Consider the following 13,865-nt stretch of genomic DNA (forward strand, 5'->3'; position numbering starts at 1 on the left):
CGCGTTAGTTAATCGCGCCCGTGGGGGCCAGGTACTGATAACGCAGCGCCGCGTGGGACAGTGAATGCAGGGCGAAGTAACCGTACAAGGTGACCAGCGCTGGCAGGATCAGCCACCACACCCTTACGGGCATGGGCTCAAGCGGTGTTTTACGCTGTATGAAGGACAGGCTGGCTGCGCAGAGGCAGAACGCGAGCAGGGCCCCGGCCAGCACATCAGACGGCCAATGCACCCCCAGATAGACCCGCGACATGGCAATCGACAGCGCCGGAATACCGCCCAGCAATAACCAGGTCAGGCGCAAACGTACCGGCTGACCGCGTCCCGCCAATACTGCCAACGCCATAAACAGCGCGAATGACCCCGAACTGTGCCCGCTGGGCATGCTGTAAGTGGTGAGCGGGTCGATCAGTACGTCGGGACGCGTGCGGGCGAAGAACCCTTTCATTCCTGTATTGGCCAGTGCCGAGCCCACGGTCACTGCGCCAGCAAACATCGCCTGTTTCCATTGCCGGGTTGCCAGCAACAGCACCAACAACAGGCTGACGACGGCCACTTGGGTTTTGAAGTCGCCCAGCCGAGTGATCATCACCACGAACTGATCAGCCGCTTCACTGCGATGTTCCTGCACCAATGCCATCAAGCCCTGATCGAAGTGCGTCAGGTAGGGCCAGCCGAGAAATACCCCAGCGAGCATGACAAGGCTCAACACGGCGATCAGCGGGGTTGCATAGCGCTTCCCGCCAAAGCTGCTGTGGATACTGACGCCGAGCAACACCGCCAACCCACCACCGATCATCCCTGCCTGTGACCAGAAGCCCTCGGGCAGTGGCAAGCGCATGGCCGCGCCGGTGGCCCAGCCCGGCAGCAGGTACGCGAGGGACCAGCCAGCGGCCGCGATCACGCTGACAGCAGCAAAACGCGGGAAAGGCATGTCGAACATGCCTGCGACCATGGGCAACATGGGTCGCAGTGGCCCGATAAAGCGTCCGACCAGCAGGCTGGCAATGCCGTAGCGCTGGAAGTAGAGCTCCGCACCGCCTATCCATTCCGGGTGATGACGCAGCCCGGGCAGGCGGCGGATGTTCTGGTGAAAGCGCCTGCCGAGAAAATACGACAGACCGTCACCCAGCAAGCCGCCACAAAAGCCCAGTAAAAGTGTTTCGCCCAGTGACAAGGCACCACTGCCGGCCAGCACCGCGACAGTGAACAGAAGCACGGTGCCCGGCACGATGATCCCGGCGATGGCCACGCATTCAAGGAACGCCACCAAAAAAATCGCTAGACCCAGCCACGAGGGGTTTGCGCTCAGCCAGCCGGTAATGCCATCGAGCCATGGGCCCATGTCTCAGTTTCCTTGCTTGAGTAAAAAGTAATCGCGGCCTTCGACCTGGCCGCGTCGCAGCGGGTTCCGCGTGCAATACCGGGCGTAGGCGGCGTCGACGAAACGGTACATCAGATGCTCGTCGCGGCCCTCGGGGATGCCCAGTCGTGTGGTCTGGATAATCTGCTTGGGCTCGGCACCGACATCATCGACGAACAGGTGCTCAAGGTCGAAGCGTTTGGCGTCCCAAGTCGGGACTTTGAGCCCCAGGGCCCTGCACAGCAGGGTTTGACCGGCACACAGACGCTCGGGCGGACGCAGTGCTCCCTTGGCATCGGGGTTGTTCAAGAGCATGTGCGCGAGACTGTTGCCGTCGGAAAGTTCGTCGACCCACGGATACGCGGACTTGATCAGCACGGCATTGCCCGGCCCTTCGGCGCTGAAGTTCAGCGAATCGCCGCCGCGGGCATAGTACATATAGATGTGCCCGCCCTCGAGAAACAGCGCTTTGCGTTTTTCGGTGTAGCCCAATGACGCGTGGCTGCCTTTTTCTGCGCAGTAGTAGGCTTCCGTCTCGATGATCCGAGCCGACAGCCACAACGCATCTGGGCCATTGCCCACGCGATGACGAATCACTTTGCCCAGTAACGCCCGGGCGAGGACTTGCGCATCTCGGTGGAAAAACGAGTCCGGCAGGGGGGTGGGCATCGGTGCTTACGGTCGTCGAATGGCAATCAGGGCGGCGATGATAACAACAACTGTCTTAATCAAAGCTGAATGACGGTGTGCCGGGTATTGATGAGTATGGCTGCGGGGCCTCTTCGCGAAGGCGTTATATCAGGTGCCGGCGTGAGGTTTTGGGTGCTCCAGAGGGCTTTTTATCCCTACTTTGCTCGGGTTATCGACCATCCGCCTGCCACCGCTGTCGTTACACGGGCTCGACAGCTATAATCGGCCGCTTTCCTCTCCGCCAAGACCTCTGAGACCATGACTGAGTCCGTTCTTGACTACATGACCCGTTTGGGTCGCGCCGCCCGCGAAGCTTCGCGAGTGATCGGCCGCGCCAGCACCGCGCAGAAAAACCGCGCCTTGCAAGCCACCGCTGACGCTCTCGATGACGCCCGGACCGAATTGTCTGCCGCCAATGAGCTGGACTTGGCGGCCGGTCGGACCAACGGCCTGTCGCCGTACATGCTCGAGCGTCTGACCCTGACGCCGGCACGCATCGATAGCATGATCGAAGGTTTGCGCCAGGTGATCAGCCTGCCGGACCCGATTGGCGCGATTCGCGACATGAGCTATCGGCCGTCGGGCATTCAGGTCGGCAAGATGCGTGTGCCGCTGGGTGTGGTGGGGATTATTTACGAGTCGCGTCCGAATGTGACGATCGATGCCGCGAGCCTGTGCCTGAAGTCGGGTAACGCCACGATTCTGCGTGGTGGCTCTGAAGCCATTCACTCCAACCGTGCCATCGCCGCCTGCATTCAGCGCGGCCTGGCGGTTGCCAATTTGCCGGCGGCCGTGGTGCAAGTGGTTGAAGTGACGGATCGTGCGGCAGTCGGCGCGCTGATCACCATGCCCGAGTACGTCGACGTGATCGTTCCACGCGGCGGCAAAGGCCTTATTGAGCGGGTCAGTCGCGATGCACGGGTGCCGGTGATCAAGCATCTGGACGGCATCTGCCACGTTTATGTCAGTGCCCACGCCGATCTGCCCAAGGCTCAGCGCATCAGTTTCAACGCCAAAACCTACCGTTACGGCATCTGCGGCGCGATGGAAACCTTGTTGGTGGATCAGGCTGTTGCTGCCGAGTTTTTGCCGCCAATGGCCGCGCAATTTCGCGAAAAAGGTGTCGAGCTGCGCGGTTGCGAACGCACCCGCGAGCTGATTGATGCCCTGCCAGCAACCGAAGAAGACTGGAACACCGAATACCTTGCGCCGATTTTGTCGATCCTTGTGGTGGCGGATCTGGATCAGGCCATCGAACATATCAACCGCTATGGGTCGCACCATACCGATGCCATCGTCACTGATCATCAGGGCCAGGCTCGGCGTTTCCTGGCCGAAGTGGACTCCAGTTCGGTGATGATTAACGCCCCGACCTGCTTCGCTGATGGCTTTGAATACGGATTGGGTGCCGAGATCGGCATTTCTACTGATAAGCTGCACGCCCGCGGTCCGGTCGGTCTGGAAGGTTTGACCTGCGAGAAGTACATCGTGGTCGGCGATGGTCAGTTGCGTGGCCAGGAGCCTGTCTGACTTGGCCGATCCCGAAAAACCCGCTGCGCAGGTGCCACAGACGCCAGGCCTGCCCAGACGTATCGGTATGCTGGGCGGCACGTTCGACCCCGTGCACATCGGCCATTTGCGCAGTGCGCTGGAAGTCGCCGAGTTGCTGGGGCTTGATGAGTTACGCCTGACACCCAGTGCCAGGCCGCCTCATCGCGACATGCCAAGCGTCAGTGCGCAGCACCGACTAGCGATGGTCAAGTGCGCGGTGGCCGGTGTGTCTCCTTTGACGGTGGATGACCGAGAGCTGCAACGGGACAAACCGTCGTACACCATCGACACCCTGGAACTGATGCGGGCCGAGTTGGCCGCAGATGACCAGTTATTCCTGTTATTGGGTTGGGATGCCTTTTGCGGGCTACCGGCCTGGCATCGCTGGGAAGAACTGCTGGAGCACTGCCATATCGTGGTGCTGCAACGCCCGGACGCCGACAGCGAGTCGCCTGACGCCATGCGTAACTTGCTGGCGGGGCGCGCAGTCAGCGATCCGAAGGCCCTGAAAGGGCCGGGTGGACACATTACATTCGTCTGGCAGACGCCGTTATCGGTGTCTGCCACCCAGATCCGCCAACTGCTGGCCAGCGGGAAGTCGGTACGTTTTCTGGTGCCAGACGCGGTACTGGCCTATATCGACGCGCACGGGCTGTACCATGCGCCGAACACTCAGGGGACCCTTTGAAACAGCCTCTCTAGATGGCGTTTCAGGTCCTCATACACACGAGCTGAATGAGTTTTTTATGACGAAGCAAAATAGCGAAATCCTGATCAAGCTGGCAACGGCTGCACTGGAAGACATCAAGGCCCAGGACATCCTGGCGATCGACGTGCGCGACAAGACCAGCATCACTGATTACATGCTCATCGCCACAGGTACCTCCAACCGCCACATCGCCTCGATGGTCGAGAACGTGCGCGACAAGGTCAAGGCTCAGGGCTTCAAGCCACTGGGTGAAGAAGGCAAGGGCGACAGCGATTGGGTTCTGTTGGACCTGGGCGACATCATCGTGCACGTAATGACCGCCAGCGCCCGTCAGTTCTACGATCTTGAGCGTCTGTGGCATGGTGCCGAGCAAAGCCGTGCAAGCCATGGCAGCCACGATGCGAACCCGTTTGACCCAATGGCAGCCGACAAAATGTCATTCGACAACACGCCGTCTGACAAAGAGTAAGGGGTTGCTGTGCGTCTGCGTTTGATCGCTGTCGGTTCGCGCATGCCAAAGTGGGTGGAAGAAGGTTGGCATGAATACGCCAAGCGTATGCCATCCGAACTGGCGCTCGAACTGGTGGAAATTCCGCTCAATACCCGGGGCAAGAATGCCGACGTGGCGCGCTTCATCCGTCAGGAAGGCGAAGCCATGCTGGCAAAAGTGCAGCCGGGCGAGCGTATCGTCACCCTCGAAGTGCACGGTAAACCGTGGAGCACCGAGCAATTGGCGGTCGAACTCAATCGCTGGCGTCTGGATTCGCGCACGGTGAATCTCATGGTCGGTGGCCCGGAAGGGCTGGCGCCGGAGGTTTGCGCGCGTAGCGAACAACGCTGGTCGTTGTCCCCGCTGACCTTGCCGCATCCACTCGTGCGCATCCTCATTGGTGAGCAGATGTATCGCGCCTGGACTGTTCTGTCCGGGCACCCTTATCACAAGTAGTCGTGTGAACACGCCCTAAATGTCCCAGCCGATTCGCCTCAAGGACCATGAGAAAGATGCCCGCCTAGTGCGCGGCAGAGTCGTGGTCGGGGCTGTGGCGGTGGTGGTGTTGGTGTGCGTGCTGATTGCGCGGCTGTATTTCCTGCAGGTCATCCAGTACGAGTATCACTCGACCCTGTCGGAGAACAACCGGGTTCATGTTCAGCCGATTCCGCCACCCCGTGGGTTGATCTACGACCGCAATGGGGTGGTCGTCGCCGATAATCGGGCCAGTTTCAGCTTGAGCATGACCCGCGAGCGTTCTGGCGACTGGGAGCAGGTGCTGGACGTCATTGTCAGCGTGCTGGAATTGACGCCTGATGATCGGGTGCTGTTCGAGAAGCGCATGAAGCAGGGGCGACGGCCATTCGAGCCGGTGCCCATTCTGTTTGAGCTGACTGAAGAGCAAATTGCCCGCGTTGCCGTCAACCAGTTCCGTCTGCCCGGCGTTGAGGTGGTTGCGCAGCTGGTTCGCCACTATCCGCAGGGTGCGCACTTCGCGCACTCGGTGGGTTACATGGGGCGGATCAACGAGAAAGAGCTCAAGGTGCTCGACCCGGTCAATTACAGCGGCACCCACCATATCGGCAAAACCGGCATCGAGCGTTTCTACGAGCCGGAGCTGCATGGTCAGGTGGGCTACGAAGAAGTTGAAACCAACGCCCGCGGGCGAGTATTGCGTGTGCTCAAGCGCACCGATCCTTCGCCAGGCAAAGACATCGTCCTGAGCCTCGACATCAAACTGCAGGAAGCCGCCGAAATTGCATTGGCCGGGCGTCGCGGTGCGGTGGTCGCGCTTGATCCGCGTACTGGCGAAGTGCTGGCGATGGTCAGTCAGCCGAGTTTCGACCCTAACCTGTTTGTCACCGGCATCAGTTTTAAAGCCTATGCCGAGCTGCGGGACTCCATTGACCGGCCCTTGTTCAACCGTATTCTGCGTGGCTTGTACCCGCCGGGTTCGACGATCAAACCGGCTGTTGCTATCGCCGGGCTAGACAGTGGCGTCGTCACGGCATCCACTCGGGTGTTTGACCCGGGCTATTACCAATTGCCGAACTACGACCACAAATATCGCAACTGGAACCGCACGGGCGATGGCTGGGTCGATCTGGACACGGCGATCATGCGCTCCAACGACACCTACTTTTACGACCTGGCGCACAAGCTCGGCATCGACCGGCTGTCGTCGTACCTGAACAAGTTCGGGATCGGGCAGAAGGTGTCGCTGGACATGTTCGAAGAGTCGCCAGGCTTGATGCCGTCGCGAGACTGGAAGCGGATTACCCGGCGTCAGGCCTGGTTTCCTGGCGAGACGCTGATCCTCGGTATCGGTCAGGGCTATATGCAGGCGACCCCGCTGCAACTGGCGCAAGCGACCGCACTGGTGGCCAACAAGGGCAAGTGGAATCGTCCGCACCTGGCAAAAACCATCGAGGGCTTGCCGCCGGTAGACGCAAACCCGATGCCGGACATCGTGCTGCGTGACGCCTCGGACTGGAACAAGGTCAATCACGGCATGCAACAAGTGATGCACGGCGCCCGTGGTACTGCGCGCAAGGCTGCGATCGGTTCGCAATACCGAATTGCCGGCAAAAGCGGTACCGCTCAAGTGGTGGCAATCAAGCAGGGTGAGAAGTATGACCGCTCCAAGATTCAGGAGCGTCACCGTGACCATGCCCTGTTCGTCGGCTTCGCCCCGGCGGATAACCCGAAAATAGTCGTGGCAGTGATGGTGGAGAACGGCGAGTCCGGTTCTGGCGTCGCGGCCCCCGTGGTCCGCCAGGTGATGGATGCCTGGTTGCTTGGCCCGGACGGTTTGCTCAAACCTGAGTACGCCAGCACCTCAAATGCGGAGGCTTCGGCCCGTGAAGAGTAATTTCGACCGCATCCTTTCCAGCGAGGACGTGATGCGCCGTCGCGCCAGTTTCCTCCAGCGCATTCATATCGATGGGCCGCTGCTGATCCTGTTGCTGACCCTGGCCGCCGGCAGTTTGTTCGTGCTGTATTCGGCCAGTGGCAAGAATTGGGATCTGCTGATCAAGCAGGCGACCTCCTTTGGTATCGGCCTGGTGTCGATGTTCATCATCGCGCAGCTCGAGCCGCGTTTCATGGCGCGCTGGGTACCGGCCGCCTACGTAGTGGGGCTGATGCTGCTGGTGGTGGTGGACGTCATGGGCCACAACGCCATGGGCGCGACCCGCTGGATCAACATCCCCGGCGTCATTCGCTTCCAGCCTTCCGAATTCATGAAAATCATCATGCCGGCGACCATCGCCTGGTACCTGGCCAAGCACACGTTGCCGCCGCACTTGAAGCACGTGGCCTTGAGCCTGGGGCTGATCGGTCTTCCGTTCATCCTTATCGTGCGCCAGCCGGACCTGGGCACTTCTTTGCTGATCCTGGCGTCGGGTACGTTTGTACTGTTCATGGCCGGCCTGCGCTGGCGCTGGATCATTGGTGTGCTCACCGCAGCCGTGCCGGTGGCGGTCGGCATGTGGTTTTTCTTCATGCACGACTACCAGAAACAACGAATCCTGACGTTCCTCGACCCGGAAAGTGACCCGCTGGGCACTGGCTGGAACATCATTCAGTCCAAGGCGGCAATTGGTTCGGGCGGCGTATTTGGCAAGGGCTGGTTGCTGGGTACGCAGTCGCACCTGGACTTTTTGCCGGAAAGCCACACCGACTTTATTATTGCTGTGTTGGGTGAAGAGTTTGGCTTGGTGGGTATTTGCGCCCTGTTGCTGATCTATGTTCTGTTGATCGGTCGAGGGCTGGTGATCACCGCTCAAGCTCAGACGCTGTTTGGCAAATTGTTGGCCGGTAGCCTGACAATGACGTTTTTTGTTTACGTTTTCGTCAACATCGGTATGGTCAGTGGCCTGTTGCCGGTTGTAGGTGTCCCATTGCCATTCATTAGCTATGGCGGAACCTCGCTGGTAACACTGTTGTCAGCGTTTGGGGTTTTGATGTCGGTCCATACCCATCGTAAGTGGATCGCACAGGTTTGATTAAGGTGAACAACTCAATGCAAGTAATGCGTAGCTGGGCTGCTCGATATGCTCCGTTGGTCGGCCTGGTGGGCATCCTTGGTTCAGTGCAGGAGGCGGCCGCAGGCGATTACGACGGCTCGCCGCAAGTGGCTGAGTTCGTCGGCGAAATGACCCGCGACTATGGGTTTGCCGGTGAACAGCTCATGGCTGTTTTTCGCGAAGCAGAACGTAAACAGGCCATTCTCGACGCAATTTCTCGTCCGGCCGAACGGGTAAAACAATGGAAGGACTACCGGCCGATTTTCGTCACTGATGCGCGTATTGCGCGTGGCGTGGACTTCTGGCGTCAACACGAAGCGGTCCTTGCACGTGCCGAGCAGGAGTACGGCGTACCGGCACAAGTCATCGTTTCGATCATCGGCGTGGAAACGTTTTATGGTCGCAATACCGGCAACTACCGCGTAATAGACGCCTTGTCGACGTTGGGCTTCGACTATCCGCCGCGTGCCGACTTCTTCCGCAAGGAGCTGCGCGAGTTCCTGATGCTGGCCCGTGAAGAGCAAGTCGACCCCCTGACGCTTAAAGGCTCGTACGCCGGTGCTATGGGATTGCCGCAGTTCATGCCCAGCAGCTTTCGGGCGTATGCCGTGGATTTCGACGGTGATGGCCACATCAATATCTGGACCGATCCGGACGATGCGATCGGTAGCGTTGCCAGCTATTTCAAACGTCACGGTTGGGTCGCGGGCGAGCCGGTTGTGAGCCTGGCGACGGTGCGCGGTGAGCATGCCGACGAAGGTTTGAGCCCTGGAATCGATCCGGTAAAGAATGTTGGGGAGTTGCGAGCGTTGGGGTGGTCGAGTCATGATGCGCTGCGCGATGATATGCCGGTGACCGCTTTCCGGCTCGATGGTGAAAATGGCCCTGAATACTGGATGGGCCTGAAGAATTTTTATGCAATCACGCGCTACAACCGCAGTGTGATGTACGCCATGGCCGTGCATCAACTGTCTGAACTGCTGGTCCAAGCACGGGGCGTCAAGTAATGCGGGCATTGCCGATTCGCAAACCACTAAAGTTCCTGGCCTTCGCAGCCTTGACCATCCTGGTGGCCAGCTGTTCGACCAGCCGCTCGCCACAGAGTACGGCTGTGCGTTCGGCCCCAGGTCTGGATATCAACCGTGCGCATAAAGATGGTGCGCCATGGTGGGATGTCGATGTCTCGCGGATTCCGGACGCAGTGCCGACCCTGCATAACGGCCCCTACAAGGCCAACCCCTACACCGTATTGGGCAAGACTTATTTCCCGCTGTCTGACTCCAAGCGCTACGTAGCGTCGGGAACCGCGTCCTGGTATGGCACCAAGTTCCACGGCCAGGACACAGCCAACGGTGAAAAGTACGACCTGTACGGCATGAGTGCCGCCCACAAGACGTTACCGTTGCCCAGCTATGTTCGCGTGACCAACCTGGACAATAACAAGAGCGTGATCCTGCGGGTCAATGACCGTGGGCCGTTCTATTCCGACCGGATTATCGACCTGTCCTACGCGGCCGCTAAAAAGCTCGGTTACGCCGAAATCGGTACTGCGCGGGTCAAGGTTGAAGGTATCGACCCCCAGGAATGGTGGGCGCAGCGCGGACGTCCAGCGCCGCTGATGCTTGAACAACCGCAAGTCATCGCCCAGGCTGCGCCGCCTGCCTTTACGGCTTCCACTGGAACGGTCGAGCAATATACGCCACCGCCCCAGCAGCATGCTGTGGCAGTTCCAGCCATGCAAATTGATGCAAAAAAAAACGCTTCCGCACAAGCCTCTGGGCTGTATCTCCAGGTGGGCGCTTTCGCCAACCCGGACGCTGCGGAACTCCTGAGGTCGAAGTTGAGCGGGATGGTGCAAACTCCAGTGTTCGTCAGCTCGACAGTACGCAGTCAGCAAACGCTGTATCGGGTGCGGATGGGGCCGATAGACACTCAGGGTGAAGCCCAGCAATTACAAGCCAGCGTCCGGTCGGCCAATCTTGGCCAGCCGAGCGTGGTGACGTCGGATTAATAATTCAACCCGGGTTGGTTCAGGGTTGATGTGCAGTTGTTTGGCCGACGGTGACTTGCCGACAGAGCAAGCGATACATGCAACTGTTCACAGGGCAGTCTGATCAATCAGGCTGTTTTGTAAGCCAGGGGTAATGCCTGGCGTCGCAGACCGGATGAAAACGTCATTTTTTCGCCAGTCAGATTAGCTTTGCCCGCGAGGGCATGTTTGCCCATTAGCAATTTCGAGAGACGGATGAACATCACCACCTTTGCAAAACGCCTGTGCCTGCTAGTTCCGCTTATCATCGCCCCTGCCGCTTGGGCGGCTGAACAGATGATGCCATCGCCGCCGCAACTGGCCGCCAAAGCCTACGTGCTCATGGACGCCTCCAGCGGTAACGTTCTGGTCGAGAATAACGGCGACCAGCGTTTGGCACCCGCAAGCCTGACCAAGCTGATGACGGCTTACATTGCGACCCTGGAAATCCGTCGCGGCCAGATCGGCGAAAACGATCCAGTGACCGTCAGCGAGAACGCCTGGCGCACCGGCGGTTCGCGGATGTTCATCAAAGTGGGCACCCAGGTTACTGTCAGCGATCTGCTGCACGGCATCATTATTCAGTCAGGCAACGACGCCAGCGTCGCGCTCTCCGAGCACATTGCCGGCAGCGAAGATGCTTTCGCCGACATGATGAACAAAACCGCCGGCGACCTCGGCATGTCCAACAGCCACTTCATGAACCCGACCGGTCTGCCAAACCCGGAGCATTACTCGTCGGCTCATGACATGGCCGTGCTGGCACGCGCGATCATCCATGAAGACCCTGCTCACTATGCGATCTACTCGCAGAAAGAGTTCTTCTGGAACGGCATCAAACAGCCTAACCGCAACCTGCTGTTGTGGCGTGACAAGACCGTTGATGGTCTGAAAACCGGTCACACCGACGAAGCGGGTTACTGCATGGTGTCTTCGGCAGTACGTGATGGTATGCGTCTGATCGCCGTGGTGTTTGGCACCAACAGTGAACAGGCTCGTGCTGCCGAGACTCAAAAGCTGCTGACTTACGGTTTCCGCTTCTTCGAAACCCAGACGTTCTATCAGAAGGGCACCGAGCTGGCTCAGGCAGCTGTCTGGAAAGGCGTCGAGCATCAAGTCAAAGCCGGTCTGGCTGATGACCTGACCATGACATTGCCTAAAGGCCAATTGAAAAAGCTGGCCGCAAGCATGACTATGAATCCACAGCTGGTTGCACCTATCGCCAAGGGCGACGTGATCGGTAAAGTTGAAGTGAAAATGGACGACAAAATCGTGCACACTTCCGACCTTATCGCCCTCGACGCTGTCGACCAGGGTGGAATCTTCCGTCGCGTGTGGGACAGCATCCGCCTGTTCTTCTACGGTTTGTTCAACTGATATTGCCGACCGGCGTGCACCGGCTCTGACCCAGAGCGCGGTGCGTGCCGCTCGTCACGGCTTACGAGGCCGTTACTGCCATGACTGATACCGACGTAAAGTCGCATAAAATCGAATTTCCCTGCCTCGACTACCCGATCAAGGTGATCGGCGATACCGGCGTAGGTTTCACTGCCCTTGTGATCGAGACGTTGGCCAAGCACGCCACGCTCGATATCGCCACGCTCGCCGAGCGTCAAAGCAGCAATGGCAAATACACCACCGTACAGCTGCACATCACCGCGACTGGCGAAGAACAATTGCGCGATATCAATAGTGCATTGCGCGCTACGGGTTTCGTGCACATGGTGCTCTGATGTCCGGCAGCCTGGGCTTCCGTGACCTGGGTCTGGTCGCTTACGAGCCGGCCTGGCACGCCATGCAACGTTTCACCGACGAGCGTGCTCGCGAGGTGGGTGACGAGGTCTGGCTGGTGCAGCACCCTCCTGTGTTTACCCAAGGTCAGTCAGGCAAAGCCGAACACTTGTTGCTGCCGGGTGATATTCCGGTGGTACAGGTCGATCGTGGTGGTCAAGTGACCTATCATGGGCCCGGCCAACTGGTCGCCTACCTGATGCTGGATGTACGGCGTCTGGGGTTCGGGGTGCGCGAACTGGTCACCCGGATCGAGCACAGCCTGATTGCACTGTTGGCCAGCTACGGCGTAACAGCGGTAGCGAAAGCGGATGCGCCGGGTGTCTATGTCGATGGAGCGAAAATCGCCTCCCTCGGCCTGCGGATTCGCAACGGTTGCTCATTCCACGGCCTGGCGCTGAATGTGGACATGGACCTTGAGCCGTTTCGACGGATTAATCCCTGCGGGTATGCGGGGCTGGCAATGACCCAGCTACGCGATCATGCAGGCCCGATTGAATTTGCCGAGGTAAGTGCCCGGCTGCGTGCGCAGCTCGTCAAACACCTCGACTATGCTGAGCAGACGACCCTAACGGGCGGAATCGACTGACTATGACTATTGCGACTGACACTGCGCCAACCCTGATCCCGACGCTCGACATCGCTGAGCATGCGGCCCGTCCGAAAGTGGAAGCCGGCGTGAAGCTGCGCGGCGCGGAAAAAGTCGCGCGGATTCCGGTGAAGATCATTCCGACCGTCGACTTGCCGAAAAAGCCCGACTGGATTCGTGTACGTATCCCGGTTTCTCCCGAAGTAGACCGCGTCAAACAACTGCTGCGTAAGCACAAGCTGCACAGCGTATGCGAAGAGGCATCCTGCCCGAACCTGGGCGAATGCTTCTCCGGTGGCACCGCGACCTTCATGATCATGGGTGATATCTGCACCCGTCGTTGCCCGTTCTGTGACGTTGGCCACGGCCGACCGAAAGCCCTGGACGTCGACGAGCCGAAAAACCTGGCCGTTGCCATCGCCGATCTGCGCCTCAAGTACGTGGTGATCACCTCGGTTGACCGGGATGACCTGCGTGACGGCGGTGCCCAGCACTTTGCCGATTGCATTCGTGAAATTCGCCTGTTGTCGCCAAACGTCAAGCTAGAGACCCTGGTCCCGGACTACCGTGGGCGCATGGACATCGCGCTGGAAATCACGGCTGCAGAGCCGCCAGATGTGTTCAACCACAACCTGGAAACCGTGCCGCGCCTGTACAAGGCTGCGCGTCCGGGGTCGGATTACCAGTGGTCGCTGACCTTGCTGCAACGCTTCAAGGAGATGGTCCCGCACGTACCGACCAAATCCGGCTTGATGCTGGGTCTGGGCGAAACCAACGAGGAAGTCATCGAAGTCATGCAGCGTATGCGTGAACACAATATCGACATGCTGACTCTAGGCCAGTACCTGCAACCGTCGCGCAGCCACTTGCCAGTGGAGCGCTTCGTGCACCCCGATGTCTTCGCCTGGTTTGCTGAAGAAGGCTACAAAATGGGCTTCAAGAACGTCGCCTCAGGCCCTCTGGTGCGTTCTTCGTACCATGCCGATGAGCAAGCGGGTGCCGCTATCAAGGCCATGATCTGAGGCGAATAGCCTTCGATGCGTTAGCCTGAAAGCAAAACGGGTCGGACAGTGATGTCCGACCCGTTTTTTTATGTGGCTACCGCTGAGACTTACGCGAATACATC

Annotated in this window: 14 protein-coding genes; 12 read left to right on the plus strand and 2 right to left on the minus strand. The window is 59.2% G+C overall.

The features are described from left to right. Positions 1 to 4: 4 nt before the first annotated feature. A complete protein-coding gene (locus ACVBEG_RS00695) occupies positions 5 to 1,345 on the minus strand; it encodes a bifunctional DedA family/phosphatase PAP2 family protein (RefSeq protein ID WP_322182188.1) in 1,341 nt (446 codons plus the stop codon). A gap of 3 nt (positions 1,346 to 1,348) precedes the next feature. After that, positions 1,349 to 2,032: a DNA-3-methyladenine glycosylase gene (locus ACVBEG_RS00700; RefSeq protein WP_322182186.1), complete on the minus strand. Its 684-nt coding sequence runs from the start codon at positions 2,030 to 2,032 to the stop codon at positions 1,349 to 1,351. A 279-nt stretch (positions 2,033 to 2,311) separates the two neighbouring features. On the opposite strand from ACVBEG_RS00700, the gene ACVBEG_RS00705 reads away from it, so the two are divergent. From ACVBEG_RS00705 to lipA, 12 genes are all read left to right on the plus strand, one after another. After that, a complete protein-coding gene (locus ACVBEG_RS00705; protein WP_322182184.1) occupies positions 2,312 to 3,583 on the plus strand; it encodes a glutamate-5-semialdehyde dehydrogenase in 1,272 nt (423 codons plus the stop codon). Positions 3,584 to 3,632: 49 nt separating this feature from the next. Further along, positions 3,633 to 4,292 (plus strand): nicotinate-nucleotide adenylyltransferase, encoded by a 660-nt coding sequence (nadD, locus tag ACVBEG_RS00710; protein ID WP_323569385.1) that lies wholly within the window; start codon positions 3,633 to 3,635, stop codon positions 4,290 to 4,292. A gap of 58 nt (positions 4,293 to 4,350) precedes the next feature. Next, positions 4,351 to 4,782: a ribosome silencing factor gene (rsfS, locus tag ACVBEG_RS00715; protein ID WP_257604395.1), complete on the plus strand. Its 432-nt coding sequence runs from the start codon at positions 4,351 to 4,353 to the stop codon at positions 4,780 to 4,782. A 9-nt stretch (positions 4,783 to 4,791) separates the two neighbouring features. Then, entirely contained in the window at positions 4,792 to 5,259 is a 468-nt protein-coding gene (rlmH, locus tag ACVBEG_RS00720; protein WP_322182181.1) for a 23S rRNA (pseudouridine(1915)-N(3))-methyltransferase RlmH, read from the plus strand. Positions 5,260 to 5,278: 19 nt separating this feature from the next. Next, entirely contained in the window at positions 5,279 to 7,174 is a 1,896-nt protein-coding gene (gene mrdA, locus ACVBEG_RS00725; RefSeq protein WP_322182179.1) for a penicillin-binding protein 2, read from the plus strand. 31 nt (positions 7,175 to 7,205) lie between these two features. Beyond that, on the plus strand, positions 7,206 to 8,309 hold the full coding sequence (rodA, locus tag ACVBEG_RS00730) for a rod shape-determining protein RodA (RefSeq protein ID WP_322182881.1): 1,104 nt from the start codon (positions 7,206 to 7,208) through the stop codon (positions 8,307 to 8,309). Positions 8,310 to 8,326: 17 nt separating this feature from the next. Beyond that, positions 8,327 to 9,337, plus strand: coding sequence for a lytic murein transglycosylase B (gene mltB, locus ACVBEG_RS00735; RefSeq protein WP_322182177.1), 1,011 nt, complete (start codon positions 8,327 to 8,329; stop codon positions 9,335 to 9,337). Next, a complete protein-coding gene (locus ACVBEG_RS00740) occupies positions 9,337 to 10,341 on the plus strand; it encodes a septal ring lytic transglycosylase RlpA family protein (protein WP_322218111.1) in 1,005 nt (334 codons plus the stop codon). The genes mltB and ACVBEG_RS00740 overlap by 1 nt, the downstream gene beginning before the upstream one ends. Before the next feature lie 234 nt (positions 10,342 to 10,575). After that, a complete protein-coding gene (locus ACVBEG_RS00745) occupies positions 10,576 to 11,736 on the plus strand; it encodes a D-alanyl-D-alanine carboxypeptidase family protein (protein ID WP_322182175.1) in 1,161 nt (386 codons plus the stop codon). An 80-nt stretch (positions 11,737 to 11,816) separates the two neighbouring features. Beyond that, positions 11,817 to 12,092, plus strand: coding sequence for a DUF493 domain-containing protein (locus tag ACVBEG_RS00750; protein ID WP_219062680.1), 276 nt, complete (start codon positions 11,817 to 11,819; stop codon positions 12,090 to 12,092). Next, the gene (lipB, locus tag ACVBEG_RS00755) at positions 12,092 to 12,739 is read left to right on the plus strand and encodes a lipoyl(octanoyl) transferase LipB (RefSeq protein WP_322182172.1); all 648 of its coding nucleotides are present in this window, start codon (positions 12,092 to 12,094) and stop codon (positions 12,737 to 12,739) included. Before ACVBEG_RS00750 ends, lipB begins: the two co-directional genes overlap by 1 nt. A 2-nt stretch (positions 12,740 to 12,741) precedes the next feature. Then, positions 12,742 to 13,761: a lipoyl synthase gene (gene lipA, locus ACVBEG_RS00760; RefSeq protein ID WP_322182170.1), complete on the plus strand. Its 1,020-nt coding sequence runs from the start codon at positions 12,742 to 12,744 to the stop codon at positions 13,759 to 13,761. Positions 13,762 to 13,865: the final 104 nt, after the last annotated feature.

This window comes from Pseudomonas sp. GG8 (assembly GCF_052976945.1).

Excerpts from the sequence above, each read along its gene's own strand:
- ACVBEG_RS00705 (WP_322182184.1), top strand. The coding sequence starts at position 2,312 with ATGACTGAGTCCGTTCTTGACTACATGACCCGTTTGGGTCGCGCCGCC.
- ACVBEG_RS00695 (WP_322182188.1), bottom strand. The coding sequence starts at position 1,345 with ATGGGCCCATGGCTCGATGGCATTACCGGCTGGCTGAGCGCAAACCCC.
- lipA (WP_322182170.1), top strand. The coding sequence starts at position 12,742 with ATGACTATTGCGACTGACACTGCGCCAACCCTGATCCCGACGCTCGAC.
- ACVBEG_RS00745 (WP_322182175.1), top strand. The coding sequence starts at position 10,576 with ATGAACATCACCACCTTTGCAAAACGCCTGTGCCTGCTAGTTCCGCTT.
- rsfS (WP_257604395.1), top strand. The coding sequence starts at position 4,351 with ATGACGAAGCAAAATAGCGAAATCCTGATCAAGCTGGCAACGGCTGCA.
- ACVBEG_RS00750 (WP_219062680.1), top strand. The coding sequence starts at position 11,817 with ATGACTGATACCGACGTAAAGTCGCATAAAATCGAATTTCCCTGCCTC.
- ACVBEG_RS00700 (WP_322182186.1), bottom strand. The coding sequence starts at position 2,032 with ATGCCCACCCCCCTGCCGGACTCGTTTTTCCACCGAGATGCGCAAGTC.
- rodA (WP_322182881.1), top strand. The coding sequence starts at position 7,206 with ATGCGCCGTCGCGCCAGTTTCCTCCAGCGCATTCATATCGATGGGCCG.
- mltB (WP_322182177.1), top strand. The coding sequence starts at position 8,327 with ATGCAAGTAATGCGTAGCTGGGCTGCTCGATATGCTCCGTTGGTCGGC.
- lipB (WP_322182172.1), top strand. The coding sequence starts at position 12,092 with ATGTCCGGCAGCCTGGGCTTCCGTGACCTGGGTCTGGTCGCTTACGAG.
- ACVBEG_RS00740 (WP_322218111.1), top strand. The coding sequence starts at position 9,337 with ATGCGGGCATTGCCGATTCGCAAACCACTAAAGTTCCTGGCCTTCGCA.
- mrdA (WP_322182179.1), top strand. The coding sequence starts at position 5,279 with ATGTCCCAGCCGATTCGCCTCAAGGACCATGAGAAAGATGCCCGCCTA.